The sequence below is a fragment of the Streptomyces sp. AC555_RSS877 genome (genome assembly GCF_019049245.1).
GTDB lineage: Bacteria > Actinomycetota > Actinomycetes > Streptomycetales > Streptomycetaceae > Streptomyces.
Genome location: NZ_JAGMUK010000218.1, coordinates 152411 through 174882, shown reverse-complemented (window position 1 = coordinate 174882; position 22472 = coordinate 152411). Strand labels below are relative to the sequence as shown.

Below are 22472 nucleotides of genomic sequence, written 5' to 3'. Positions count from 1 at the left end.
CATGTACCGACCTCGCCTCGATACTTCACGCAGGAAGTAAAGAGAATGCCTCGGGCGTCGTGTGAATTCCGGTGAGGAGTTCGCCCCGAGGCTTTTTTGTTTCCCGTTTCGTTTCCCGCGGAGAGTCGGAAGATACAGCCGGTTAAGTATCGCGAAACGCTTCGGAAACAGGCTGACTTGAGGCTGTGGACCGCACTTCAGGGAACCAGCCGGTACACCAACAAGGGAAAGCTGGACGCTCGCGTCACCACCGCGCCTGAAGAGCTGTTCTTTCCTTCCCTTTCAGGTGTCCTCCAGGGGACAAGGAGGTTCTTTTGTCCAGCGTTCCCAGCATTCACCGGCGTCGGCTTCTGGCCGGTACCGCGGCGCTCGCAGCCGTCGTCGCCCTCTCCGCGTGCGGCGCGAAGACCGACGCGGCAGGCTCGTCCGACAAGGCCGCGAAGATCGACACCAGCGGCGACACGGTCAAGGTCGGCCTGCTCAACTCGCTCTCCGGCACGATGGCGATCAGCGAGGTGACCGTACGCAACTCGCTGCAGCTCGCCATCGCGGAGATCAACGCCAAGGGCGGTGTCCTCGGCAAGACGATCAAGCCGATCAGCGAGGACGGCGCCTCCGACTGGCCGACCTTCGCCGAGAAGGCCACCAAGCTGATCAAGGAGGACAACGTCGCGGCCACCTTCGGCTGCTGGACCTCCGCCAGCCGCAAGGCCGTCAAGCCGGTGTTCGAGAAGAACAAGTCGCTGCTCTTCTACCCCGTGCAGTACGAGGGCCTGGAGGAGTCGCCGTACATCTTCTACACGGGCGCCACGACGAACCAGCAGATCATCCCGGCCCTCGACTACCTCAAGAGCCAGGGCAAGAAGAAGCTCTACCTGGTCGGCAGCGACTACGTCTTCCCGCGGACCGCCAACAAGGAGATCACGGCGTACGCGAAGGCCAACGGCATGACGATCCTCGGCGAGGACTACGCGCCGCTCGGCTCCACGGAGTTCAGCACGATCGCCAACAAAGTGAAGGCGTCGAAGGCGGACGCCGTCTTCAACACCCTCAACGGTGACTCGAACGTGGCCTTCTTCAAGGAGTACAAGTCCGCCGGCCTGAGCGCCGCGACCATGCCGGTCGTCTCGGTGTCGATCGCCGAGGAGGAGGTCAAGTCGATCGGAACGCAGTACCTGGAGGGGCAGTTGACGGCCTGGAACTACTACCAGACCACTCCGGGCGCCGCGAACACCACGTTCGTGAAGGCGTACAAGGCCAAGTACGGCGCGGACAAGCCGACCAGTGACCCGATGGAGGCCGCGTACACCTCGGTCTACCTGTGGAAGGCGATGGTCGAGAAGGCGAAGTCCTTCGACCCGGAGAAGGTGAAGGCCGCCTCCGACGGCATCACCTTCGACGCGCCCGAGGGCCTGGTCACCGTGGACGGTGCCTCGCAGCACATCTACAAGACCGCCCGGATCGGCAAGATCGGCAGCGACGGTCTGATCGAGCAGGTGTGGGACTCCGGCAAGCCCATCAAGCCGGACCCGTACCTGAAGGGCTACCCCTGGGCCTCCGGCCTGTCCTGACCGCTCGTCGCACGGGGGCCTCGCACCGCCGGGGCCCCCGCGCCCGCCCGCACCCCTCCCGGGAGCCGCCGCATGACCGTGATCCTCGGTCAGACCTTCACCGGCATCAGCATCGGTGCCGTCCTGCTGCTCATCGCGCTCGGTCTCTCCCTCACCTTCGGCCAGATGAACGTCATCAACATGGCCCACGGCGAGTTCATCATGGCCGGCGCCTACACCACGTACGTCCTCCAGAAGTCCATTTCCAGCGCGGGAATGTCACTTCTCCTCGCGCTGCCCCTCGCCTTTCTCGTCTCCGGTGCCCTGGGCGCGCTGCTCGAATGGCTCTTGATACGACGCCTGTATCTGCGGCCACTTGACACGCTTCTCGTCACATGGGGCGTCTCGCTGATGCTCCAGCAACTCGCGCGGGACATTTTCGGCGCCCCGAATGTGCAGACCCGGGCACCCGACTGGCTCACCGGGAACATCACGGTGATCGGCGGCGACGACCCGCTCACTTTCGCCAACAGCCGGCTGTTCATCCTGAGTCTGGCGGTCACGGCGGTGGTCGCGCTGTCGCTGACGCTGCGGCTGACGCCGCTGGGCCGCCGGGTGCGGGCCGTGGTGCAGAACCGGGACCTCGCCGAGGTGTCGGGCATCTCCACGAGCCGGGTCGACCGCACCGCGTTCTTCCTCGGGTCCGGGCTCGCGGGCGTCGCCGGGGTGGCACTGACACTGGTCGGCCCGATCGGGCCGACGATGGGCACCAACATCATCATCGACGCCTTCCTGGTGATCGTGGTCGGCGGCATCGGGCAGCTCAAGGGCACGGTCATCGTCGCCTTCGTGCTGGGTGCGCTGCAGTCGGTCCTCGAGTACTCCACCACCGTCAGCGTCGCCAAGGTCCTGGTGCTCGTCGCCATCGTCGCGTTCCTCCAGTGGCGGCCCCAGGGGCTGTACACGCTGCGGACCAGGAGTCTCGTATGAACCCGCTGAAAGGCCGTTCCGCGCGGGCCGCGGCAGGCTTCGCGTCGGCCGCCGTCGCGCTGTTCGCGCTCGCCCCGCTCGTGCTGTCCGACTTCCGGCTCGGGCTGCTCGCCAAGTACCTGTGCACCGCGATCGTCGCCGTCGGCATCTGCCTCGCCTGGGGCCGCGGCGGTCTGCTGACGCTCGGCCAGGGCGTGTTCTTCGGGCTCGGCGGCTACGCCATGGCGATGCACCTGAAGATCGCCGACGCCGGGCCCGGCAACCTCCCCGACTTCATGCAGCTGTACGGCACCGCCACCGAACTCCCCTGGTGGTGGCAGCCGTTCGCGAACCCGCTGTTCGCGATCGCCGCGACCGTGCTGCTGCCGATGGCGGTCGCCACGGTGCTCGGCCTGTTCGTCTTCCGGCGCCGGGTCAAGGGCGCCTACTTCGCGATCCTCAGCCAGGCCCTCGCCGCCGCGTTCGCGATCTGGCTGATCGGCCAGCAGGCCACGACCGGCGGCACCAACGGACTCACCGACATCCAGGGCTTCTTCGGCTACTCCCTCGACGACCCGGTCAACCAGCGGATGGTGTACTTCGTCATCGCCGCCGTCCTGCTGCTCCTGATCGCCCTGGCACGTCAGCTGATCCAGAGCCGCTACGGCGAACTGCTGGTCGCCGTACGGGACTCCGAGGAGCGAGTGCGCTTCCTCGGCTACGACCCGGCCACGGTCAAGCTCGTCGCGTACGTCGTCGCGGCGGGCATGGCCGGCCTCGCGGGCGCGCTGTTCGTCCCGGCGGTCGGCATCATCTCGCCCGCGCTGATCGGCATCGTGCCGTCCATCGAGTTCGTCATCGGCGCCGCCGTGGGCGGCCGGGCGATCCTGGCCGGCGCGGTGCTCGGCGCGGTCGCGGTCGCCTGGGCCAAGACGGCCCTGTCGGAGGAGTTCCCGGCGGCCTGGACGTACTTCCAGGGGCTGCTGTTCATCGTCGCCCTGGCGTTTCTGCCCGGCGGTCTGGCCTCGCTGGCGGTGCTCGTACGCCGGCGCAGAGCCCCGATGGCGCCGGAGCAGCAGGCACCCGTCGTACCGGTGGGAGAAGCGGCATGAGTGAGCTCTCAGGTCTCGAGATACGGCAACTGCGGGTGTCCTTCGACGGCTTCACCGCCGTCGACGGGGTGGACCTCGACGTCCACCCCGGCGATCTGCGCTTCCTCATCGGGCCGAACGGCGCGGGCAAGACCACCCTGGTCGACGCGGTCACCGGACTGGTGCGGGCGACGGGTTCGGTGCGCTTCGGCGACGACGAGCTGCTCGGGCGGAGCGTCCACAGGATCGCCCGGTCCGGGATCGGCCGTACGTTCCAGACCGCCACCGTCTTCGAGGAGTTGACGGTCCTGCAGAACCTGGACATCGCGGCGGGCGCCGGCCGCGGCATGTGGACCATGCTGCGGCGCCGCAAGGACGTTCCGGAGCCGGTCGCCAGGGCGCTGGAGACGGTCGGGCTCACCGAGCTCGCCGACTCCCTCGCCGGGACGCTCGCGCACGGCCAGAAGCAGTGGCTGGAGATCGGCATGCTGCTCGTGCAGGACGTACGGCTGCTGCTGCTCGACGAGCCGGTCGCCGGCATGAGCCACGACGAGCGCCAGGCGACCGGCGAACTGCTCCAGCGGATCAGCGAGGAGCGGACCGTGGTCGTCATCGAGCACGACATGGACTTCATGCGGTCCTTCGCGCGCAGCGTCAGCGTGCTGCACGCGGGCAAGGTGCTCAGCGAGGGGACGGTGGCCGAGGTCCAGGCCGATCCGAAGGTGCAGGAGGTGTACCTCGGGCACGCGGCCAACGCGTCAGCCGTCGAGGGCGCCTCGGACACCGCGGTCGTACAGGAGGCGTGATGCTGCAGATCGAGGACGTCCGGGTCGGCTACCACCGCAGCAGCGTGCTGCACGGGGTCACCGTCGAGGTGCCGAAGGACGGCGTGGCCGCCGTGCTCGGGCACAACGGCGCCGGCAAGAGCACCCTGCTGCGGGCCGCCGTCGGACTGCTCACGCCGAGCGGCGGCACGGTCCGCCTCGACGGCGAGGACATCACCCGGCGCAAGCCGCACGAGCGGGTGGCGCGCGGGATGGCGTACGTCCCGCAGGGCCAGCAGGCGTTCCCGCACCTGACCACGGCGGAGAACCTGCAGCTCGTCGCGGACGGCCGCAAGCGCGGCAGGGCGGCGATCGGTGAGGCGCTGGACCTGTTCCCGGCGCTGCGGGCGCTGTCCCACCGCCGGGCGGGGCTGCTGTCCGGCGGTCAGCGGCAGCAACTCGCCATCGCGCGAGCTCTGGTGACGGAGCCTCGGATCCTGCTCCTGGACGAGCCGACCGAGGGCATCCAGCCGTCGGTGGTCGCCGAGATCGAGGACACGATCCTCACCCTGGCGGCCCGCGGCGGGCTGTCGGTGCTCCTGGTCGAGCAGCACGTGGGCTTCGCGATGCGGGCGGCACAGCGGTACTACGTCCTGGAGGCCGGCCGGGTCACCTCCTCCGGCGAGGGCGGCCAGGATGCCGAGCGGTCCGTGCGGGAGGCGCTGAGCGTGTGACGCGGTGGCGGCTCGTGCGACGGTGCCCGCACGAACGGCGGACCCCGGACCGGCACCGCGCACGAAGGCCGCGGGAGGATTTCCTCCATGACCATCGCCGCGCACCCGCATCCCCTCGTCGTCCGCGCCCGCCGGCTCGCGGACGACCTGCTCGCACCGCACGCCGAGCGGGTCGACCAGACCCAGGTGCCCGCAAGCCATCTCGCCGAGATCAGGCGCTCGGGCCTGCTCGGCCTGAACGCGCCGCGGGAGTACGGAGGGGCCGCGGCGCCCGGTGCGGTGGTACGGGAGACGACGGAGATCCTGGCCGGGGCGTGCTGCTCGACCTGGTTCGTGCAGACGCAGCACCACACGCCGGTCCTGACGCTCGCGAAGAGCGAGGGCCCGGTGCGCGAGCGCCTGCTGGCCCGGCTGGCGAGTGGCGAGCTGCTGTCCGGGGTGGCGTACGCCCACCTGCGGGCCTACCCGCGCACGCCCGTCCGGGTCACCCGGGACCGGGGCGGCTGGCGGTTCGACGGGGCGGTGCCCTGGTACACGGGGTGGGGGCTCAACGACGTCATGATGCTCGCCGGAGTGACCGACGCGGACGAGGCCCTGTTCGCCTTCACGGAGGCGAGGGAGCAGCCGGGCCTACGGGCATCGGATCCGATGCACCTGGCGGCCCTCACCGCGGCCCGCACGGTCTCGCTGGAGCTGGACGGCCTGTGGCTGCCGGAGGAGGCGGTGGCCCTGCGCACCCCGTACGACCGCTGGGCGGCGGCGGACCGTCTCAAGACGGTGAACGCCAACCCGGCGGCCTTCGGCGTCGCGGAGGCGGCCCTGCCCTTCCTGGACGAGGAGACGGCGGCTCCCCTGCGCGCCCGGTTGAGCGAAGTGCGCGGCCGTGCCTACGCCCTGGCCGCGGACGCGGCGCCCCATGAGCGGGTCGCGGAACGCCTCGCGCTCAAGACACAGGCGTACGAGGTGCTGCAGGCGGCCACCACGGCGGCCGTGGTGAGCGCGGGAGGCCGCTCGATGCTGCTGACGAACCGGGCCCAACGCCTGGCCAGGGAGGCGCTGTTCCTGCTGGTGCAGGGTCAGACGCGGGAGTCACGCACGGCTCACCTCGCCGCTCTGACCAGCTGAGGCCGGCCGGCGGCGGCCCGGTTCCGGCTGTTCCGGCGGCGCTTCTTTGACCGGGCCACCGTGGGCTCCTTCACCGCCCCCGTCCCGGGCGGTCGGTGTTCCGTTCGTCCAGGCCTCCTCGTGCGCGCTGCCCTCCATGACGGCGGCGTTCTCCGGATCGACGGCCGAGTCGGTGGGCCTGCCCACCTCCGACAGCGTCATCTGGGCACGGTCGTCCACCAGTCGGGTCACCAGGTGCTGTGCGGCGCCGAAGGCCGCGGCCCAGGCGAGGACCTGCGCTCTGCTGTCCAAGTCGCTGAGCCCGGGGACGAAGGCGCCCCTGATCAGCAGTACCCCGAGGAAGGCGGACAGGGCGCCGGTCGGGAATTTCAGGACCGCCGACGCCAGGGGGAGCATGTAGGGGGCGCTGGTTCCCCGGATGCGGCGCAGCGACGCGATGACGGTGAACGCCGCGCCGGCCAGCCCGGCGATCTCGACGGTGAGGATGTCCCTCGACTGGGCGAAACTGCTGGGAACGCTGCCGGCCGGCTCGTTGCTGTAGTCCTTGCTGGGGCAGACGATGTCCATGCCGCCCGCGCCCACGGGGCCGAACTGGGGCGCGAAGCACAGGCTCAGCGACTGTGGGTGGAACCAGCCGTAGACGGCGAGGCCCGCCACACCGGCCAGAACCACGAACGTGGCCGTCCAGAGGATGTTGCGCAAACTCCTCACCCTGGCCAGTTCCGCGTCCAGGGCGGTGTACGCGCTGTCCAGGGCCCGGGTCAGCAACTCACGGTCGGGGAGGGTCATCTCACCGGAGACGATGTGACGGATCCGCTGGACGAGGCTGACCCGTTGCGGATCGTCCTTGTCCAGATGGCGTTTGACCAGCGCCATGACCTCACTGGCGCGGCCCGCGACCTCCGCGTCGGACGCCAGCTGGAACAGCAGCACCTCGGCACTGCGCAGATTCGACCAGACGCCTTCCTGTGCGGTCGAACTCGACCACAAGCGCCGCCAGCCGAACGACTCGTCCGCAGCCGAGCAGGCATTGCCGAGATGAACCGCCGTTCCCTTGATGAGGGCTTCACGGTCGTCCGAGGGCGGCTTGGCCTGCTCGCGCCTCAGCTGCACCTCGAGATAGGCGAGACGGGTTTTGGCCCGTGCCCGCCAGGGCGACCGCGGCCGTCGGGGACTCAGCCCGGCCTCGAGCCGCCGGCGTGTACGGGCCCACGTCCTTTCCCGAGCCGCCTCGGAAGTAGCCACAGCCGGTCCCTCTTGTCGCCCGGGCGGGCTATTCACTCATGTGGAGGGCGGGCACATGAAGTCTCTCCCACGACACCCGCCCCGGAATGCCGTCGGCGTCGCTGCCCGAGAAGCCCAGTTTCCGTTGGAACTTGGCATAGGACTGCCGGTCCGCCTCGTTCCACCGGAAGTCGGGCTCGTCGGGATACGCCGAGCACCCCTCCTCGATGAGGCGCCAGCCCATGGCTTGGATGATCGGGCTGCTCACGGACGGCCGGAAGAAGTCCTTGCCCGGAAAGGGCTCGTCCCCGCCGCCGTGCCCTGCGCTGGGCGCGACCACACGAATCCGGTCCTTCGGGTGAATGACGTTCTTGTTCTTGATCTGAGGATTCCACTCCAGGATCTGGGCCAGGGACACATGATGCCTGGCCGCGATTTCGGAGAGCGTGTCGCCCTCCCTTACCACGTAGAACTCAGGTGTGCCGTTCATACGTCCATGCTAGTGACGGATCGGGAATAGTTCGACTTGGGGAAACTGCGGGAAATACCCGCGAACAACGGCCAGTTGAATATTCATTGAATTCGGGCCGCCGACTCGTTCCGGGCCCCATTCAGCTTGCGAAGGGCACCTGCGCCACGGGGGCACTCTCCGTGCGGAACGGATGGCGCCACACGCCGTGCGCGGCCAGCCGCGGCAACACCCCTTCGCCGAACCAGTAGGCCTCCTCCAGATGCGGATACCCGGACAGCACGAACTCCTCGATGCCGAGCGCCGCATACTCCTTGATCCGCTCGGCGACCTCCTCGTGACTGCCCACCAGCGCGGTCCCCGCACCCCCGCGCACCAGCCCGATACCGGCCCACAGGTTCGGATGGATCTCCAGTCCGTCGAGGCTGCCGCCGTGCAGCGCGAGCATCCGCTGCTGCCCCTGGGACTCGCTGCGTGCCAGCCCGGCCTGGACGGACTTCACGGTCTCCGCGTCGAACCCGTCGAGCAGCCGATGCGCCTCTGCCCAGGCCTCTTCGGAGGTGTCCCGGGTGATGACGTGCAGCCGGATGCCGAACCGCACCGTCCGCCCTTGCCTCGCCGCGAGCCCTCTGACCCAGGCGATCTTCTCGGCGACCTGGGCCGGCGGCTCGCCCCAGGTGAGGTAGACGTCGACGTACTTCGCGGCGACCTCGCCGGCGATCGGCGAGGACCCGCCGAAGTACACCTGGGGCACCGGGTCCGGCACACGCGCCAGCTTCGCGTCCTCGACCTGAAGGTGCTCGCCGTGCAGGTCGACGGTCTTGCCCTCCCACAGCCCCCGGACGATCTCGAGGAACTCTCCGGTGCGGCGGTACCGCGCGTCCTTGTCGAGGAAGTCGCCGTAGGCCCGCTGCTCGTGGCTCTCGCCGCCGGTGACGACGTTGAGCAGGAGTCGTCCGCCGGTCTGCCGCTGGAAGGTGGAGGCCATCTGCGCGGCGAGTGTCGGTGAGACGAACCCGGGACGGAAGGCGACCAGGAACTTGAGGCGTTCGCTCTGCTGGGCGACCATCGCGGTGGTCAGCCACGCGTCCTCGCACCAGGCGCCGGTGGGGGTGAGCGCACCCTCGAAGCCCAGGTCCTCGGCGGCGCGGGCGATCTGGCTCAGGTAGGCGACCGTCGGGGGCCGGTCCCGTCCGGAGGCGGTGGCCGGGGTGCCGTGGCCGCCGCCGACGACATGGCGGCTGTCGCCGTTGGTGGGGAGGAACCAGTGGAAGGTGAGGGACACGTGGGGTCTCCGTTCCGGAAGATCTTTCAAAGGAGGCCGTGGCGCGGCGGCCGCGTGCCGGTGAGCACGTACCTGCCGAGGTGCTGGACCTTCCAGCGGGCCGGGTCGTGCAGGGTGTGGGTGCGCGCGTCGCGCCAGTGGCGGTGCAGGTTGAGGGAGTCGAGCGCGGCACGGGTGCCGGACACCTCGAACACGGCGCTCCCGACCTCCACGGCGGTCTGCGCGGCGTGCGCCTTGGCCGCGGCGACCGCGATGGACGCCTCGGCCGCGGAGTCGTCGGTGAGGTCCGCGCGGGCCGAGTCCACGGCACGGGCGGCCTCCCGGAGAAGCGCCTCGGACGCGCGTACCTGGATGGCGAGTTCGCCGAACCGCTGGATCAGCAGCGGGTCCTCGGCGGCCGTCTCGACTCCGCTCTCGAACCAGGGGCGGCTTCTGGTGCGGACGAACTCGGCGGCCTCGGCGAGCGCTCCGCCCGCGATGCCCGCGTCGATGGCGGCGTGCAGCAACTGGGCGACCGCTCCGTGGAGTTGGGGCCCTTGAAAGGTGAGGTGGTGCGGGAGGACCCGGTCGGCGGGTACCGGTACCGCCTCCAGGCGTACGGTGCCGCTGGCGGTCGTCCGCTGGCCCATGCCGTCCCAGTCGTCGATCACCGTGAGCCCCGGGGCGTCCCGGGGCACGTACGCCACCTGCAGGTTGTCGTCGTCGGCGCGGGCGAGCACCGGGATCCAGTCGGCGAACAGGGCGCCGGTGGAGTAGTGCTTGACGCCGGTCAGCGTGTACGAGCCGTCGGGGCGGGGTTCCAGGCGGGTGCGGATGTCCTGGACGTGTCGCGTGCCCGCCTCCGACTGGGCGTTGCCGAAGCGTCGCCCGGCGAGGACCTCGCCGAAGAAGAACTCCCGCTGCTGCGGCGTGCCCTGGCGGTCGATCACGTTGACGTACACGAAGTGGCTCTGCGGGATCTGCGCGAGGCTCGCGTCGGCCGAGGCGAGCAGCCGGAAGATCTCGGCGAGGGTCTCCTGGCGTACGTCCGCTCCCCCGTGCTCGGCGGGCACGGTGACCGCGAGGAGGCCGGTGGCGGTGAGGCGGTCCAGCTCCTTCCGGGGCAGCCGGCGTTCGGCGTCCCGCTCGGAGGCGGTGGCGCGGAACTCGTCGGCGAGGGCGCGGGCGACGGTCAGGGCCTCCAGGTCGTCGGCGACGACTTTCGCGGTCACGGGTCAGCCCGCCGCGGCCAGCAGGGGCGTACGGCCGAGGGCGGTCGAGAACTGGTCGAGCACGTGGGTCAGGGCCTCGCTCGCGGTGGGGGCGACGGTGAGGGTGCCGTCCTCGTGGGCGGTGATGTCCTTGTCGAGGGTGAACCAGCCCTGCACGATGTGTGCCGCGCCCATGGAGCTCAGCACCGGCCGCAGGGCGTAGTCGATGGCCAGGACGTGGGCGGTCGAACCGCCCGTGGCCAGGGGCAGGACGGTCTTGCCGGCGAGGGCGTACTGCGGCAGCAGGTCGAGGAGTGCCTTGAGGACGCCGGAGTAGGCCGCCTTGTAGACGGGGGTGCCGATGACGAGACCGTCGGCACGTTCGAAGAGCTCGGTGGCCTCGACGATCGCGGGGTGCCGGAAGTCGGCGCCGAGCAGGGCCTCGGCCGGGATGGTGCGGACGTCGAGCGGGATCACCTCGTGTCCCTGTGCGGCGAGGCGGCCGTCGAGGTGGCGCAGGAGCTTCGCGGTGCGGGAGGAGGCGGAGGGGCTGCCGGAGACGGACAGGACGGTGGCCATGGGTCCTCTTTCGGGGAGGAGGGGCGCCTCCGCTCGGGAGGCGCCCCCGGTGGTCAGGAGTACCAGGTGGGTTCGGGCAGTTCGCCTTCGAGGACCCAGCGGCCGACCTCGCGCCGCTTGTAGGCGACGGGGTCGTGGAGGGTGTGGGTGCGGACGTTGCGCCAGAAGCGGTCGAGTCCTTCCGCGGTGGCCGTGGAGCGGGCGCCGGTGACCTCGAAGATGCGGTTCGAGATCTCCAGGGCGACGTCGGTGGCGCGGGCCTTGACCGCGGCGACCCGGACCTCGAAGTCGCCGCGGGCCTGTTCGGTGACCGCGTCGGGGTCGTCGTGCAGCTTCTGGCCCTCGGCGGCGATGGTGTCGGCGAGGGCCTCGACAGCCCAGAGCTTCGCGGTGAGGTCGCCGTAGGTGTCGATGACGTAGGGCTCGTCGACCGCCCGCTCGTGGCCGCCGTGCAGCCAGGACCGCGCCTTGGTGCGGGTGTAGGCGGCGGCCGTCTCCAGCGCGCCGCCCGCGATGCCGAGGTAGAAGTTGACGAAGACCAGCTGGATGGTGGGGACGTTGAGGGTGTTGTAGGTCCGCGGCTGGAACACCTTGTCGACGTAGCCGGCCGCCGAGGACCACGGCGTGCGCACGCCGTCGAGGATGACGCCGCCGCTCTCGGTGAGGCGCTGGCCGATGTTGTCCCAGTCGTCGTGGAAGGTCAGGCCCTGGGAGTCGGAGGGCACGATCGCGAAGACGTGGCTGTCGGTGCCTTCCAGGACGCCTTCGAGGACGGTGACGTCGGAGACCTTGCTGCCGGTGGAGAAGGACTTGCGGCCGGTGAAGACGAGGGCGTCGCCGTCCTCGGTGACGGTCACGTCCTTGTCTCGGGGGTTGACGGCCCCGCCGAAGAACCAGCGGTTCTTGGCGGCCTCCGCTTCGACGTGCTCCCACTGTTCGCGGGTGCCGACCAGGCGGGCCGCCCAGTTCCACAGGTAGTGGTAGCCGAGGAGTTGGCCGATGGAGCCGTCGGCCTTGGCGACCTCGCGGACCACCCGGTAGGCGGTCGGCCAGTCCTGGCCCGCGCCGCCGTGCTCGGTGGGGCCGAGCAGGGTGACCAGGCCGGAGTCCTTGAGGAGCCGGACCTCGGCGTACGGGGTGGCGCCGGCCCGGTCGCGTGCGGCGGCGTCGGTGGCGAGGACGGCGGCGACCTCGGCGGCGCGGGCGATCCAGTCCTCGGCGGTCTGCGGGGCGGGGCTCTGCTGCCAGTCGGTGGGCGTGACGGTGCTCATGCGGGGGTGACCTCTCTCGCAGTGCGGTGCGGAAGCTGTGGGGGTGGTCAGACGTGGGCGTGGACGGACGCGGACTCGGCGCCCGGGAGCCGGGCCTCCAGCTCGCGTACGAGGGGCAGCACCCGGCGGCCGAAGTACTCGACCTCCTCGTGGTAGTGCAGGAAGCCCAGGAGGAAGAGGTCGACGCCGAGCTTCTTGTAGGCGACGATGCGCTCGGCGATCTGCTCCGGGGTGCCGATCAGACCGGTGCGGAACCCGTCGTTGTACTGCACCAGATCGGCGAAGGTGGAGTCCTGCCACATGCCCTTGCCGTCGGCGGCGGACTGCCCCGCCTGCTTCACGGCGGCTCCGAAGCCCTCGACGGCCTCGGTGTCGGCCTGCGCGACGATCTCCCGAAGGGTGTCGCGGGCCTCGGCCTCGGTGTCGCGGGCGATGAGGAAGCCGTTGAGCCCGAACTTCGGTGGGCGGCGGCCGACTTCGGCGGCCGACTTGCGGACGTCCTCGATCTGTTCGACGACCCCGTCGAAGTCCTTGCCGTTGGAGAAGTACCAGTCCGAGACGCGGCCGGCCATGGCGCGGGCGGCGGTGGAGTTGCCGCCCTGGAAGATCTCCGGGTGCGGGCGCTCGGGGGTGTTGAGCGGTTTGGGCTTGAGGGAGAAGTCGCGCAACCGGTAGAAGTCACCGGCGAGTTCGGTGTGGTCCTCGGTCCAGATCTGGCGCAGGGCCTGGATGAACTCCTCGGAGCGGCGGTAGCGCTCGTCGTGCTCCAGCCAGGGCTCGCCGAGGGCGGTGAACTCGCCCTTGAACCAGCCGGAGACGACGTTGACGGCGAAGCGGCCCTTCGACAGGTGGTCGGCGGTGGCGCCGAGCTTGGCGAGGACTCCGGGGTGCCACAGCCCGGGATGGACGGCGGCGATGACCTTCAGGCGCTCGGTGGCGAGCAGCAGGGCGAGGCTGAAGCTGGTCGACTCGTGCTGGTACTCGGCGCCGTAGCTGGCCATGTAACGGACCTGGCTGAGGGCGTAGTCGAAGCCGTTGTTCTCGGCGAGAACGGCGAGTTCGCGGTTGTAGTCGTAGCCCCAGTCGGTGCGCTGCTCGATCTTGCTGGTGACGAGGCCGCCGCTGACGTTGGGGACCCAGTAGGCGAATTGCAGGGGTGCTGCGGGCATGCGGAACTCCTGTTGCGGAACGGGGAGTCACGCCGAATTCGAAAGGCATGCGTGCGCCGAATTCAGGCGGTGAAGTGAAAACGCGGCACATACCTGTCCGGCGACAGGGGCGGGTGCGGCGTGCAAAGGGGACGGCGGCGGATCGGAGGGATCAGGCCGCGCAGCAACAGGAGGCGCTGGAGACGCGCGCGAGGTCGACATGGCGTCGCCGCGTGAGGTCCAGTCGCATCTTCATGCCGTCGATCGTCGCAGTCGGCCGCGACGGCCGTCAAGGAAAACCCGACCGGTCTCGTATCGCGGACCGTTGAATTTCACGAACGTGCGACAGGGAAACCCTTGAACGGCCCGTGAAATCATCCGCATTCTGCTGAGGTGCGGACCGAACAGCTGGAATACATCGCGGCGGTGACACGGCTCGGTTCCCTGCGCCGAGCGGCGGAGGAACTGCGCCTGTCACAGCCCGGGTTGAGCGAGACCGTCAGAAACCTGGAACGCGAGCCGGGAGTCGACCTCCTGGAGCGCAAACGGTCCGGGGCGACGATGAGCGCGGAGGGCCGGGAACTGCTGCCGTACACCGTGCATGTGCTGGAGGCGGTGGACCGGCTGCGGGTGGCGGCCGGCGAGCAGCACCGCATCAGCCGTATGGTGCGCGCCGGCACGGTGAACGCCGCGACCGTGCCGCTGCTCGTCCCCGTGGTCCGCGACTTCCGCGCGGTGCATCCGGTCACCCAGGTCGAGGTGGTCGGCGCACAGCAGGCGGAGATTCACCGGGCCTTGTCGGAGGGCGGGTTCGACCTCGGCCTGGTCAACCACCTGGACGGCGACGACGTGCCCGCCGGCGTCGAGTCGACCCAGTTGCTGCACGGCCGGCCGGTCGTGTGCGTGCGCCCCGACAGCCCGCTCGCCTCACGGGCCGCGGTGACGGTGGACGAACTGCTCGCCGAGCCGCTGATCGCGATGCGCTCCGGCTATGTCATGCACCGCTATGTCCACCGGCTCCTGGACGGCCGCGCCGCGGCCTTCTCGTACTCCATCGACGGCGCTGAGATGGGCAAGCTGATGGTCGCCGAAGGGCTCGGGGCGACGGTCCTGCCGGACTTCAGCGTGGCCGGGGATCCTCCCCCAGCCTTCGGCCGGGGGGACCCCCATTCGCTGCGCTCGCGGCTCGGCACGATCACCTGCCGGCCGATCGAGGGCGACACGACCCGGGTGCTGCTGATGCTCCAGCGCCGCAAGGCCGAATCGGTGCCGCGGGCGGCGCAGGACCTGTACGAGGTGTTCGTACGCCGGGCCCGGGACCTGGGCGGAACGCTCGGCGGGCGCTGAGCCCGCCCGTTCCGGCCAGGCCCCGGAACCCGGCCTCGACCAGGGTCTGTCCGGCGGATCATGCCGCAGACGCGGGGGCTGGCACGCCGGTCTGCGTCGATGAGGCGCCACGGATGTCCCGCGACGTGATCAGCCGGTCCGGCCCTGGAACTAGTCCTCTTCGTGCGCCGGTACCACCACGAGGAACGCGTCCGACTTCAGGTCCATCACGACCTTTGCCGGTTCGCCCGCGGCGCGACGCGCCGCCGCGTATTCCTCCGCCGGCCACGATCCGCGCGGAGCCCCCGCAGGAAACCGCTCCAACACCTTCGCGCCCATAGCGGCAGCCACCTCCAGCTCGACTCTCGACTTCCAGAATCACCACTCTCGTACGAGTCGCCTGCCCGCGAACGGCCTGGGCATGTGTCGCTCCGCGCAACCCACCGGATACCTCCGTCGAATCCCACGCGGATCTCCGCGTCCGATTCGGCCCGATCGGTGGAAGGGATGACGGGAACACCGATACCGAGGGAGCGAGGCGTGATGAGAACGGACGACCCGGGGCCGGGGCTGCGCTGCCTGGTGACCGGCGCCACGGGGTACATCGGCGGCCGGCTCGTACCTGAGCTGCTTGCCGAGGGGCATCGGGTGCGCTGTCTGGCCCGCTCCCCCGGAAAGCTGCGCGACCATCCGTGGGCGGACGACGTGGAGGTGGTGCGTGGGGACGTCACCGACGCCACGTCCGTCGCCGGGGCGCTGCGGGACGTCGACGTCGCCTACTACCTGGTGCACGCCCTGGGCACCGGCAGCCGCTTCGAGGAGACCGACCGCGAGGCGGCGCGCATCTTCGGCGAGCGAGCGCGCGCCGCCGGGGTGCGTCGCATCGTCTACCTCGGCGCCCTCACGCCCACGGGCGTGCCCGAGCGGGAACTGTCGCCGCACCTGCGTTCCCGCGCCGAGGTGGGCCGCGTCCTGCTGGGCTCGGGCGTTCCCACGACCGTGCTGCGGGCCGCGGTGGTCATCGGCTCCGGCTCGGCCTCCTTCGAGATGCTGCGCTACCTCACCGAGCGGCTGCCGGTGATGGTCACCCCGAGCTGGGTGCGCACCCGGATCCAGCCCGTGGCGGTACGGGACGTGCTGCGCGCGCTCGTCGGCAGCGCACGCATGCCGGACGACGTGAACCGGGCCTTCGACCTCGGCGGGCCGGACATCCTGACCTACCGGGACATGATGAGCAGGTACGCCGCCGTCGCCGGGCTTCCGCGCCGCGTCATCGTCCCCGTCCCCGTTCTGACCCCCGGCCTCTCCAGCCACTGGGTCGGGCTGGTGACCCCGGTCCCCGCGGCGATCGCACGGCCGCTCACCGAGTCGCTGCGGCACGAGGTGGTGTGCCACGAACACGACATCGCCCGGTACGTTCCCGATCCGCCCGGCCATCCCGTCGGCTTCGACGAGGCCGTACGGCTGGCGTTGCGACGCGTCCGGGACGCCCAGGTGGCCACCCGCTGGTCGTCCGCCTCCGTTCCCGGCGCCCCGAGCGATCCGCTGCCCACCGACCCCGACTGGGCCGGCGGCAGCCTGTACACGGACGACCGGGAGCTGTCGGTGGACGCTTCCCGCGAGGCACTGTGGCGGGTGATCGAGGGGATCGGCGGGGACAACGGCTGGTACTCGTTCCCGCTCGCCTGGGCGGTGCGGGGCCGGCTGGACCGGCTGTTCGGCGGGGTCGGTCTGCGCCGGGGACGCCGGGACGCGGCCCTGCTGCGGGCGGGCGACTCGCTGGACTTCTGGCGCGTCGAGGAGATCGTGCCGGGGCGGCTGCTGCGGCTGCGGGCGGAGATGCGGCTGCCCGGTCTGGCCTGGCTGGAGATGTACGCCGAGACGGAGGGCGAGGAGGAGGACGGGACCGACTCCGCGAGCGGCGGCAAGGCGCACCGCGAGGGCCGCACGCGCTACCGCCAGCGGGCCCTCTTCCACCCCCGCGGGCTGCTGGGGCACGCCTATTGGTGGGCCGTCTCCCCCTTCCACGCCCTGGTGTTCGGCGGCATGGCGCGCAACATCGCGAAGGCCGCGGCCCGCGCGCCGCTCACTCCCGCGCCCGACCGGTCGCCCGCTCGTTGACCATCGCATCCACGAAGGCGGCCATCGCGGAAACAGACCACCGGCACCTTCCCCTCGTCCCCGGAGTACGCGTCATGAACGTCTCGGTCGTCCTGTTCACCGCCGACCTGCGGCTGCACGACCACCCTCCCCTGCGGGCGGCAGCCGACGGGGACCGCCAGGTGGTGCCCCTGTTCGTACGCGACCGGGCCGTGGACAGGGCCGGCTTCGCCGCCGCCAACCGGCTGGCGTTCCTGGCCGACTGCCTGCGGGAGCTGGACGCCGGTCTGCGCGAGAGGGGTGGCCGGCTCGTCGTCCGTTCCGGGGACGTGGTCGACCAGGTGTGCAAGGTGGCCGCCGAGGCGGACGCCGACGAGGTGCACCTGGCGGCCGACGTCAGCGCTTACGCGCACCGGCGCGAGGAACGCCTGCGTCTGGCCCTGGCGGCGCAGGGGCGCCGGCTGCGCGTGCACGACACGGTGACCACCGCCCTCGCGCCGGGCGCGGTCGCTCCTGCCTCCTCCGACCACTTCGCCGTCTTCACCCCGTACTTCCGCCAGTGGTCCGGCCGGCACCTGCGCGACCCTCTCACCGCACCACGTGCCGTACGGGTGCCGGACGGCATCGGCGCCGAGGCACTCCCCACCCGCGACGGCCTCTCCGGAGTCTCCGGGGGACTGGCCCGGGGCGGCGAGCAGGAAGGCAGGAAACGCCTGTCGGCATGGCTGAGGGACGGCGTCGCCGCGTACGAGGACCGGCACGACGGCCTCGCCGGTGACGCCACCTCACGTCTGTCGCCGCACCTGCACTTCGGCACCCTCTCCTCTGTCGAGCTGGTCCACCGGGCGCGCCGGACGGGCGGCCCCGGCGCGGAGGCCTTCGTACGGCAACTGGCCTGGCGTGACTTCCACCGGCAGGTCCTCGCGGCGCGGCCGGGCGTCGCCACCGCCGACTACCGCACCAGACACGACCGTTGGCGGTCCGACCGCACGGCCCGCACGGACATCGAGGCCTGGAAGGAGGGCCGCACCGGATACCCGGTGATCGACGCGGGCATGCGCCAGCTGCGCCACGAAGGCTGGATGCACAACCGCGCACGCCTGCTGACCGCCTCCTTCCTGACGAAGACGCTCTACGTCGACTGGCGCGTCGGCGCCCGGCACTTCCTCGACCTGCTGGTCGACGGCGACGTCGCCAACAACCAGCTCAACTGGCAGTGGGTGGCCGGGACCGGCACGGACACCCGCCCCCACCGGGTCCTCAACCCGACCGCCCAGGCAAGGCGGCACGACCCCGACGGGGTGTACGTGCGGCGCTGGGTGCCCGAACTGACGGGCCTCGCCGGGCCGTCGGTGCACGAACCCTGGAATCTCCGAGGCCTGGACCGGGCGGCGATCGACTATCCGGACCCGATCATCGGGCTGTCCGACGGGCTGGCCCGCTTCAGACAGGCCCGCGGCCGCGAGTGAGGAGGCGGCCCAGGCACCCGCCTCTACACATAAAGGGGAAATAAGAGCAGAATGCACTTACGCGGCGTTTACACCGCATACCGCACCGACGCGGTCAGGCCAAGCAAGTCAAAGGAGACGAGTCATGGCCAACGTCTCGCCCACCCGAGGTGACATCACCACCCACCCTGATGCTCCAGAGATGCGGGAACGCTACGCCCACATGCTCGCCGGTCGCGATGTGGCACTCGTGGACGGACCGGTGTTCCTGCTCGGTCTGTACTGTGCCGTGTCCCCGTGGATACTCCACTACACGACGAGCCAGCCCGACCTCGTGACCCACAACCTGATCGTGGGCATAGCGATCGGCCTGCTGGCCCTCGGGTTCACCCGGGCTCCCGAGCGCATGTACGGCCTGAGCTGGGCCATGTGCGCGCTGGGCGTCTGGATGATCGTCTCGCCGTGGATCGTCGGCGAGAGCCCGGACGCCGGGGTCATCTGGAACAACATCATCATCGGTGCCCTCGCTGTGGTCCTGGGGCTGATGTGCATCGCTACGGCGGCGAAGAGCGCCCCGAGGGCGTAGGCGCCCACAACGACGGAGGACAAACGCGCACCCGGGCCGGCCCGCGCCCGCGCGGACCGGCCTTCGCACGCCTGGTGAGGGGACGCACGGCGTCGACGTCAGCCCAGCAAGGCGCCCAGCTCGCTACGGTGCCCGGCGACCCACTCCCAGGCGCCCCGCACCTCGTCGACGGCCCCGGCCTCACGCAGGGCGACCATGACAGGCTCCCCACGGTCCGCGCCGGCGTCGATGCCCCGCCGGCAGCGGTCCTGCCACCACAGGATCGTGTCGACGAGGCCGCCCCGCTCGTCGAGTCCGTAGGCGTCGCACACGAGACGGACGCGGCGCGCCGCCTCCGGCACGTCGCTCACCTCCGGGCCCAGGTCCAGGTACTGCCAGCACAGGTGGGCGACGTCGTGGACGCGTTCGCCGGGAGCCGCGAGATCCCAGTCGACGAAGGCCAGCGGCCGCCACTCGTCGCCGTCCACGGCGTACACGGTGTTCTTCGGGGCGAGGTCGTTGTGACACACCACGTCCCGGTCACCGGCCGAGGGTGTGCCGTGTGTCAGGTCGTGGAAGGCGCGGACCAGTCGGGCGACGCGGACCAGGCTCGCGTCGGTGCGGGCGGCGGCCCGGTCCCGCGCGGAAAGCGCCGACCGCCCCTCGATGTAGCCGAACACCTCGCGGCCCCGCTCGTCCGTCCCCAAAAAGCGCGGCGCACCCGGCCACGCCCGCCGCTCGAACAGCGCGAGCAGTTCCCGCACGTACGGCGACCGTGCCGTCGGCGTGCGCCGCACGGTCGCGCCGATCCGCACGACCTCGCTGACGGCACCGCCTTCGAGGGACGTCTCCTCCACCCCGACCGCCTCCCTGTCACCGCTCGGCTCCGACAAGGAGTATCCGTGCGTCGTCCCGGCCTTGGCCAATGCTTGGTACGGGACCGGACTGTCCGCGGTTCCCGGGGGCAGACGCACTGGTGCGGGGGCCTCGACGCAAATGCGTGGGTCTTGACGAAAGGGGCGGAGATGGAGATCGACGGCATCATCAGTGCGATCGTGATCGGCATCGTCATCGGTGTCCTGGGCCGGCTCGTGATCCCCGGGCGCCAGCGCATCGGAGTCCTGTGGACGATCCTCGTCGGCATCATCGCCGCGCTGATCGGTTCCGCGATCGCCGGCGCGTTCGGCGTGGCCGACACCGATGGCGTGGACTGGGTCGAGTGGCTCATCCAGATCGGCCTCGCCGCGCTCGGCGTGAGCGCACTGGACCGGTCGAAGGCACGCCGCCGCTGAGGCGTGCGGTTGGTGGCGGATCGCAGGCGGCGTACGCGTAGGGCAAGGCGACGATGCAGGTGGGGACGCGGCGCGCGAGAGATGCGCACCGCGGGTGAGGCGAGGCGCGCCCTGCCCAGGCAGGGCGCGCCTCGCCTGCCTTCGTGTGGCCGAGCGGATCGCCGTCCGCTTCCGGGGCCGCGGCGAGTCCCTGGAGGACCTGTACCAGGTGGCCGCCCTCGGCCTCGTCAAGGCCGTCGACCACTACGACGCCGGGCGGGGCTGCGCGTTCGAGGCGTACGCCGTGCCGACCATCACTGGCACCTCTCGCGCGCCGCGCGTCGCGCCCGAACCGCCCCAGGCGCCCCGCCCGCCCCCGCCCGGGAATTGCGTTGCGGACGGCACGTCACGACGGCTAGCTTCGGCCGCTCGCGCCCGAACCGACCGTGACGGAGCCCCGTTGACCCCGCGCATCACCCCGCTCGCCGATCCCGAGGCGGGCGCCTCCAGCCGTCGTCTGGCCTGGCTGGCCTCCGGAGCCGAGGGCGTTCCGCTCGGGTCCGCGTTTCTCCGGCTGTTCACGAGGGCGGGCCAGGAGCACCTCGCCGAGCTGGACATCGCGGTGCACGGGGCGGAACGGCGGCGTGGCGTGGGCACACGGTTGCTGGAGGCCGCCGTCACGGCGGCGCGCGAGGAAGGGCGGCGGTCGGTGCTCGCGCAGGCCCAGCGGGACTCCCCCGCCGACCTGTTCCTGGCGGCACGGGGTTTTCGCCGGGTGCTGGGACTGACGTACGCCCGGCTGCCGCTGGCCGACGCCGACCTCGCGGCGATCGGGAGGATCGCCCGGCTCCCTCGTCCGGGGTATCGGCTGACGGAGTGGGACGGCACCGTGCCGCCCGAGCTGGCGCGGTCCTACGCCGACGCGCGGCGGGCCATGGACGACATGCCGATGGAAGGCACCGACTACGGCACCGTCGTCTGGGACGTGGAACGGGTGATCGCGGTGGCCGAGGCGGTCGCGAAGCGCGGAGACCTGCTGCACACCGTCGCCGCCGTGGACGGGTCCGACGGCTCGGTGGTCGGGTTCTCCGAGCTGGTCGTCCCCGGGGACGGCCGGGGCGACGGCCGGCACTACGGTACGGCGGTGCTTCCCGAGCACCGCGGCCACGGCCTCGCCCGCTGGATGAAGGCCGCCTCGATCCTCCGGGCCCGGGCACGGCACCCTGAACTCGCCGGGCTGTGCACCGACACGGCGGACAGCAACGCGCCGATGCGTGCGGTGAACGAGGCGCTGGGTTACGTACCGACGCATCGGTCGGTGGAGTACCAGCTCGACCTGCAGACCACTCCCCGGGCCATGGCGCCGTAGCCCGCTCACCTACCCGGGGCCCCTCATGCCCCTGATGCCCCCGTCCCCGCCGTGCCCGCCGTGCCCCTCATCGCCGCGAGGCCGTCCCGGGCCGACGGATGCACCGGTGTCCAGCCCAGTTCCCGCTCCGCCTTCGCCGTGGAGACGCGCAGAGTCGTGGACATCACCGTGTGCGCGTACGACATCGGCTTCATCAGCCACAGCGGTACGGTCATCGGCTTCGGCAGTCCGAACTCCTCGGCCACGCACAGGACATGCGCCCGGAAGCCGAGCGGCGTGCGGTCGGCGACGTTGTACGCCTGGCCGGGCCGGCCGCGTTCGACGGCAGCCGCCACCGCCCGCGCCGCGTCGGCGAGTTCCACCCACGGCAGGACCCGGCCGTGGTCGTCGGGCACGGGCAGCTGTCGCCTGCGGAGCAGGGTCAGGAGGGCGTCGGTGCCGCCGGGGCCGTAGAACAGGCCGAAGCGGAGTGCGATGCCGTCCAACCCCGGGGTGTGGAAGGTGAGTTGTTCCTTGGTGCGCATGGCCGCGAGGTGCCTTTCCCGTTCGGGCGTGGTGCCGGGCGGACCGAAGGGGTCGTCCTCGGTGACCGGGTGGTCGCCGTGGTCGCCGTAGCCGTATCCGAACACCATCGACTCGGTGACGAAGCGGCGCGCGCCGACGGCCTGCGCGGCCTCGACGAGGTGGGCGGTGCCCTCGGTGCGCAACGCGTTGGTGGCGCTCATGTCGCGGTGGCGCATGGGGGCCTTGCGCAGAGCGGTCGCGGCGTGGATCACCGTGTCGAAGCGGTGTCCGTCGACGGCTCGGAGCAGCGCGTCGCGGTCCATGAGGTCGGCGCGGATGCCGGCCGCCGGTCCGCGGCCGAGTCCGGTGACCTTGTGGCCGGACTCGGTCAGGGCACGGGTGATGTGCCGTCCGAGGACACCGGTCGCGCCCGCGAGGAGGATGCTCCGGCTCTGGTGGGTCGTGTCGTTGGTCGCCATGTCCGTGCGAC

Annotated in this window: 22 protein-coding genes and 1 pseudogene; 13 read left to right on the top strand and 10 right to left on the bottom strand. The window is 71.1% G+C overall.

Annotated elements, in window-relative coordinates:
- Positions 1 to 314: 314 nt before the first annotated feature.
- From urtA to KUM49_RS44555, 6 genes are all read left to right on the top strand, one after another.
- Positions 315 to 1571: an urea ABC transporter substrate-binding protein gene (gene urtA / locus KUM49_RS44580; RefSeq protein WP_217242678.1), complete on the top strand. Its 1257-nt coding sequence runs from the start codon at positions 315 to 317 to the stop codon at positions 1569 to 1571.
- A gap of 72 nt (positions 1572 to 1643) precedes the next feature.
- The gene (gene urtB, locus KUM49_RS44575; protein ID WP_217242677.1) at positions 1644 to 2540 is read left to right on the top strand and encodes an urea ABC transporter permease subunit UrtB; all 897 of its coding nucleotides are present in this window, start codon (positions 1644 to 1646) and stop codon (positions 2538 to 2540) included.
- Positions 2537 to 3631 carry an urea ABC transporter permease subunit UrtC gene (urtC, locus tag KUM49_RS44570; RefSeq protein ID WP_217242676.1) on the top strand — a complete coding sequence of 365 codons (1095 nt, stop codon included), beginning with the start codon at positions 2537 to 2539 and terminating at the stop codon, positions 3629 to 3631. The genes urtB and urtC overlap by 4 nt, the downstream gene beginning before the upstream one ends.
- A complete protein-coding gene (urtD, locus tag KUM49_RS44565; protein ID WP_217242675.1) occupies positions 3628 to 4416 on the top strand; it encodes an urea ABC transporter ATP-binding protein UrtD in 789 nt (262 codons plus the stop codon). Before urtC ends, urtD begins: the two co-directional genes overlap by 4 nt.
- The gene (gene urtE, locus KUM49_RS44560; protein ID WP_217242674.1) at positions 4416 to 5108 is read left to right on the top strand and encodes an urea ABC transporter ATP-binding subunit UrtE; all 693 of its coding nucleotides are present in this window, start codon (positions 4416 to 4418) and stop codon (positions 5106 to 5108) included. The genes urtD and urtE overlap by 1 nt, the downstream gene beginning before the upstream one ends.
- A 93-nt stretch (positions 5109 to 5201) precedes the next feature.
- Positions 5202 to 6233 (top strand): acyl-CoA dehydrogenase family protein, encoded by a 1032-nt coding sequence (locus KUM49_RS44555; protein ID WP_374200280.1) that lies wholly within the window; start codon positions 5202 to 5204, stop codon positions 6231 to 6233.
- Here the strand turns inward: KUM49_RS44555 and KUM49_RS44550 are convergent.
- From KUM49_RS44550 to sfnG, 7 genes are all read right to left on the bottom strand, one after another.
- Positions 6198 to 7346 carry a hypothetical protein gene (locus KUM49_RS44550; protein WP_217242672.1) on the bottom strand — a complete coding sequence of 383 codons (1149 nt, stop codon included), beginning with the start codon at positions 7344 to 7346 and terminating at the stop codon, positions 6198 to 6200. The genes KUM49_RS44555 and KUM49_RS44550 overlap by 36 nt on opposite strands.
- A 160-nt stretch (positions 7347 to 7506) precedes the next feature.
- Positions 7507 to 7947, bottom strand: coding sequence for a peptidoglycan-binding protein (locus tag KUM49_RS50550; RefSeq protein WP_308407010.1), 441 nt, complete (start codon positions 7945 to 7947; stop codon positions 7507 to 7509).
- 121 nt (positions 7948 to 8068) lie between these two features.
- The gene (locus KUM49_RS44540; RefSeq protein ID WP_217242671.1) at positions 8069 to 9211 is read right to left on the bottom strand and encodes an LLM class flavin-dependent oxidoreductase; all 1143 of its coding nucleotides are present in this window, start codon (positions 9209 to 9211) and stop codon (positions 8069 to 8071) included.
- Positions 9212 to 9237: 26 nt separating this feature from the next.
- Entirely contained in the window at positions 9238 to 10422 is a 1185-nt protein-coding gene (locus KUM49_RS44535; RefSeq protein WP_217242670.1) for an SfnB family sulfur acquisition oxidoreductase, read from the bottom strand.
- A 3-nt stretch (positions 10423 to 10425) separates the two neighbouring features.
- Entirely contained in the window at positions 10426 to 10980 is a 555-nt protein-coding gene (gene ssuE / locus KUM49_RS44530; RefSeq protein WP_217242669.1) for an NADPH-dependent FMN reductase, read from the bottom strand.
- 53 nt (positions 10981 to 11033) lie between these two features.
- Positions 11034 to 12251, bottom strand: a complete 1218-nt coding sequence (locus KUM49_RS44525; RefSeq protein ID WP_217242668.1) for an acyl-CoA dehydrogenase family protein — start codon at positions 12249 to 12251, stop codon at positions 11034 to 11036.
- Between the two features lie 47 nt (positions 12252 to 12298).
- Positions 12299 to 13420: a dimethylsulfone monooxygenase SfnG gene (gene sfnG, locus KUM49_RS44520; RefSeq protein ID WP_217242667.1), complete on the bottom strand. Its 1122-nt coding sequence runs from the start codon at positions 13418 to 13420 to the stop codon at positions 12299 to 12301.
- A gap of 372 nt (positions 13421 to 13792) precedes the next feature.
- Between sfnG and KUM49_RS44515 the strand changes: the two genes are divergently transcribed.
- Positions 13793 to 14746 carry a LysR family transcriptional regulator gene (locus KUM49_RS44515; RefSeq protein ID WP_217242666.1) on the top strand — a complete coding sequence of 318 codons (954 nt, stop codon included), beginning with the start codon at positions 13793 to 13795 and terminating at the stop codon, positions 14744 to 14746.
- Between the two features lie 150 nt (positions 14747 to 14896).
- On the opposite strand, the gene KUM49_RS44510 is transcribed toward KUM49_RS44515, so the two are convergent.
- Positions 14897 to 15064, bottom strand: coding sequence for a hypothetical protein (locus tag KUM49_RS44510; RefSeq protein WP_217242665.1), 168 nt, complete (start codon positions 15062 to 15064; stop codon positions 14897 to 14899).
- 204 nt (positions 15065 to 15268) lie between these two features.
- On the opposite strand from KUM49_RS44510, the gene KUM49_RS44505 reads away from it, so the two are divergent.
- From KUM49_RS44505 to KUM49_RS44495, 3 genes are all read left to right on the top strand, one after another.
- Positions 15269 to 16846 carry an SDR family oxidoreductase gene (locus KUM49_RS44505; RefSeq protein ID WP_217242664.1) on the top strand — a complete coding sequence of 526 codons (1578 nt, stop codon included), beginning with the start codon at positions 15269 to 15271 and terminating at the stop codon, positions 16844 to 16846.
- Between the two features lie 74 nt (positions 16847 to 16920).
- On the top strand, positions 16921 to 18294 hold the full coding sequence (locus KUM49_RS44500; RefSeq protein WP_217242663.1) for a deoxyribodipyrimidine photo-lyase: 1374 nt from the start codon (positions 16921 to 16923) through the stop codon (positions 18292 to 18294).
- Positions 18295 to 18418: 124 nt separating this feature from the next.
- Complete coding sequence (locus tag KUM49_RS44495) at positions 18419 to 18859, top strand: SPW repeat protein (RefSeq protein ID WP_217242662.1); 441 nt, start codon at positions 18419 to 18421, stop codon at positions 18857 to 18859.
- A 98-nt stretch (positions 18860 to 18957) separates the two neighbouring features.
- Here KUM49_RS44495 and KUM49_RS44490 read toward each other — a convergent pair whose 3' ends face one another.
- A complete protein-coding gene (locus tag KUM49_RS44490) occupies positions 18958 to 19695 on the bottom strand; it encodes a phosphotransferase (protein ID WP_217242661.1) in 738 nt (245 codons plus the stop codon).
- A 168-nt stretch (positions 19696 to 19863) separates the two neighbouring features.
- On the opposite strand from KUM49_RS44490, the gene KUM49_RS44485 reads away from it, so the two are divergent.
- The 3 genes and pseudogenes from KUM49_RS44485 to KUM49_RS44475 all read left to right on the top strand — a co-directional run bounded on the left by KUM49_RS44485 (position 19864) and on the right by KUM49_RS44475 (position 21478).
- Positions 19864 to 20130 carry a GlsB/YeaQ/YmgE family stress response membrane protein gene (locus KUM49_RS44485; RefSeq protein ID WP_217242660.1) on the top strand — a complete coding sequence of 89 codons (267 nt, stop codon included), beginning with the start codon at positions 19864 to 19866 and terminating at the stop codon, positions 20128 to 20130.
- Positions 20131 to 20149: 19 nt separating this feature from the next.
- Positions 20150 to 20431: pseudogene (locus KUM49_RS50985) on the top strand (sigma factor); the annotation flags it as partial.
- A 138-nt stretch (positions 20432 to 20569) separates the two neighbouring features.
- A complete protein-coding gene (locus KUM49_RS44475; protein ID WP_217242790.1) occupies positions 20570 to 21478 on the top strand; it encodes a GNAT family N-acetyltransferase in 909 nt (302 codons plus the stop codon).
- A 23-nt stretch (positions 21479 to 21501) separates the two neighbouring features.
- On the opposite strand, the gene KUM49_RS44470 is transcribed toward KUM49_RS44475, so the two are convergent.
- A complete protein-coding gene (locus tag KUM49_RS44470) occupies positions 21502 to 22461 on the bottom strand; it encodes an NAD(P)-dependent oxidoreductase (RefSeq protein ID WP_217242659.1) in 960 nt (319 codons plus the stop codon).
- Positions 22462 to 22472 lie beyond the last annotated feature (11 nt).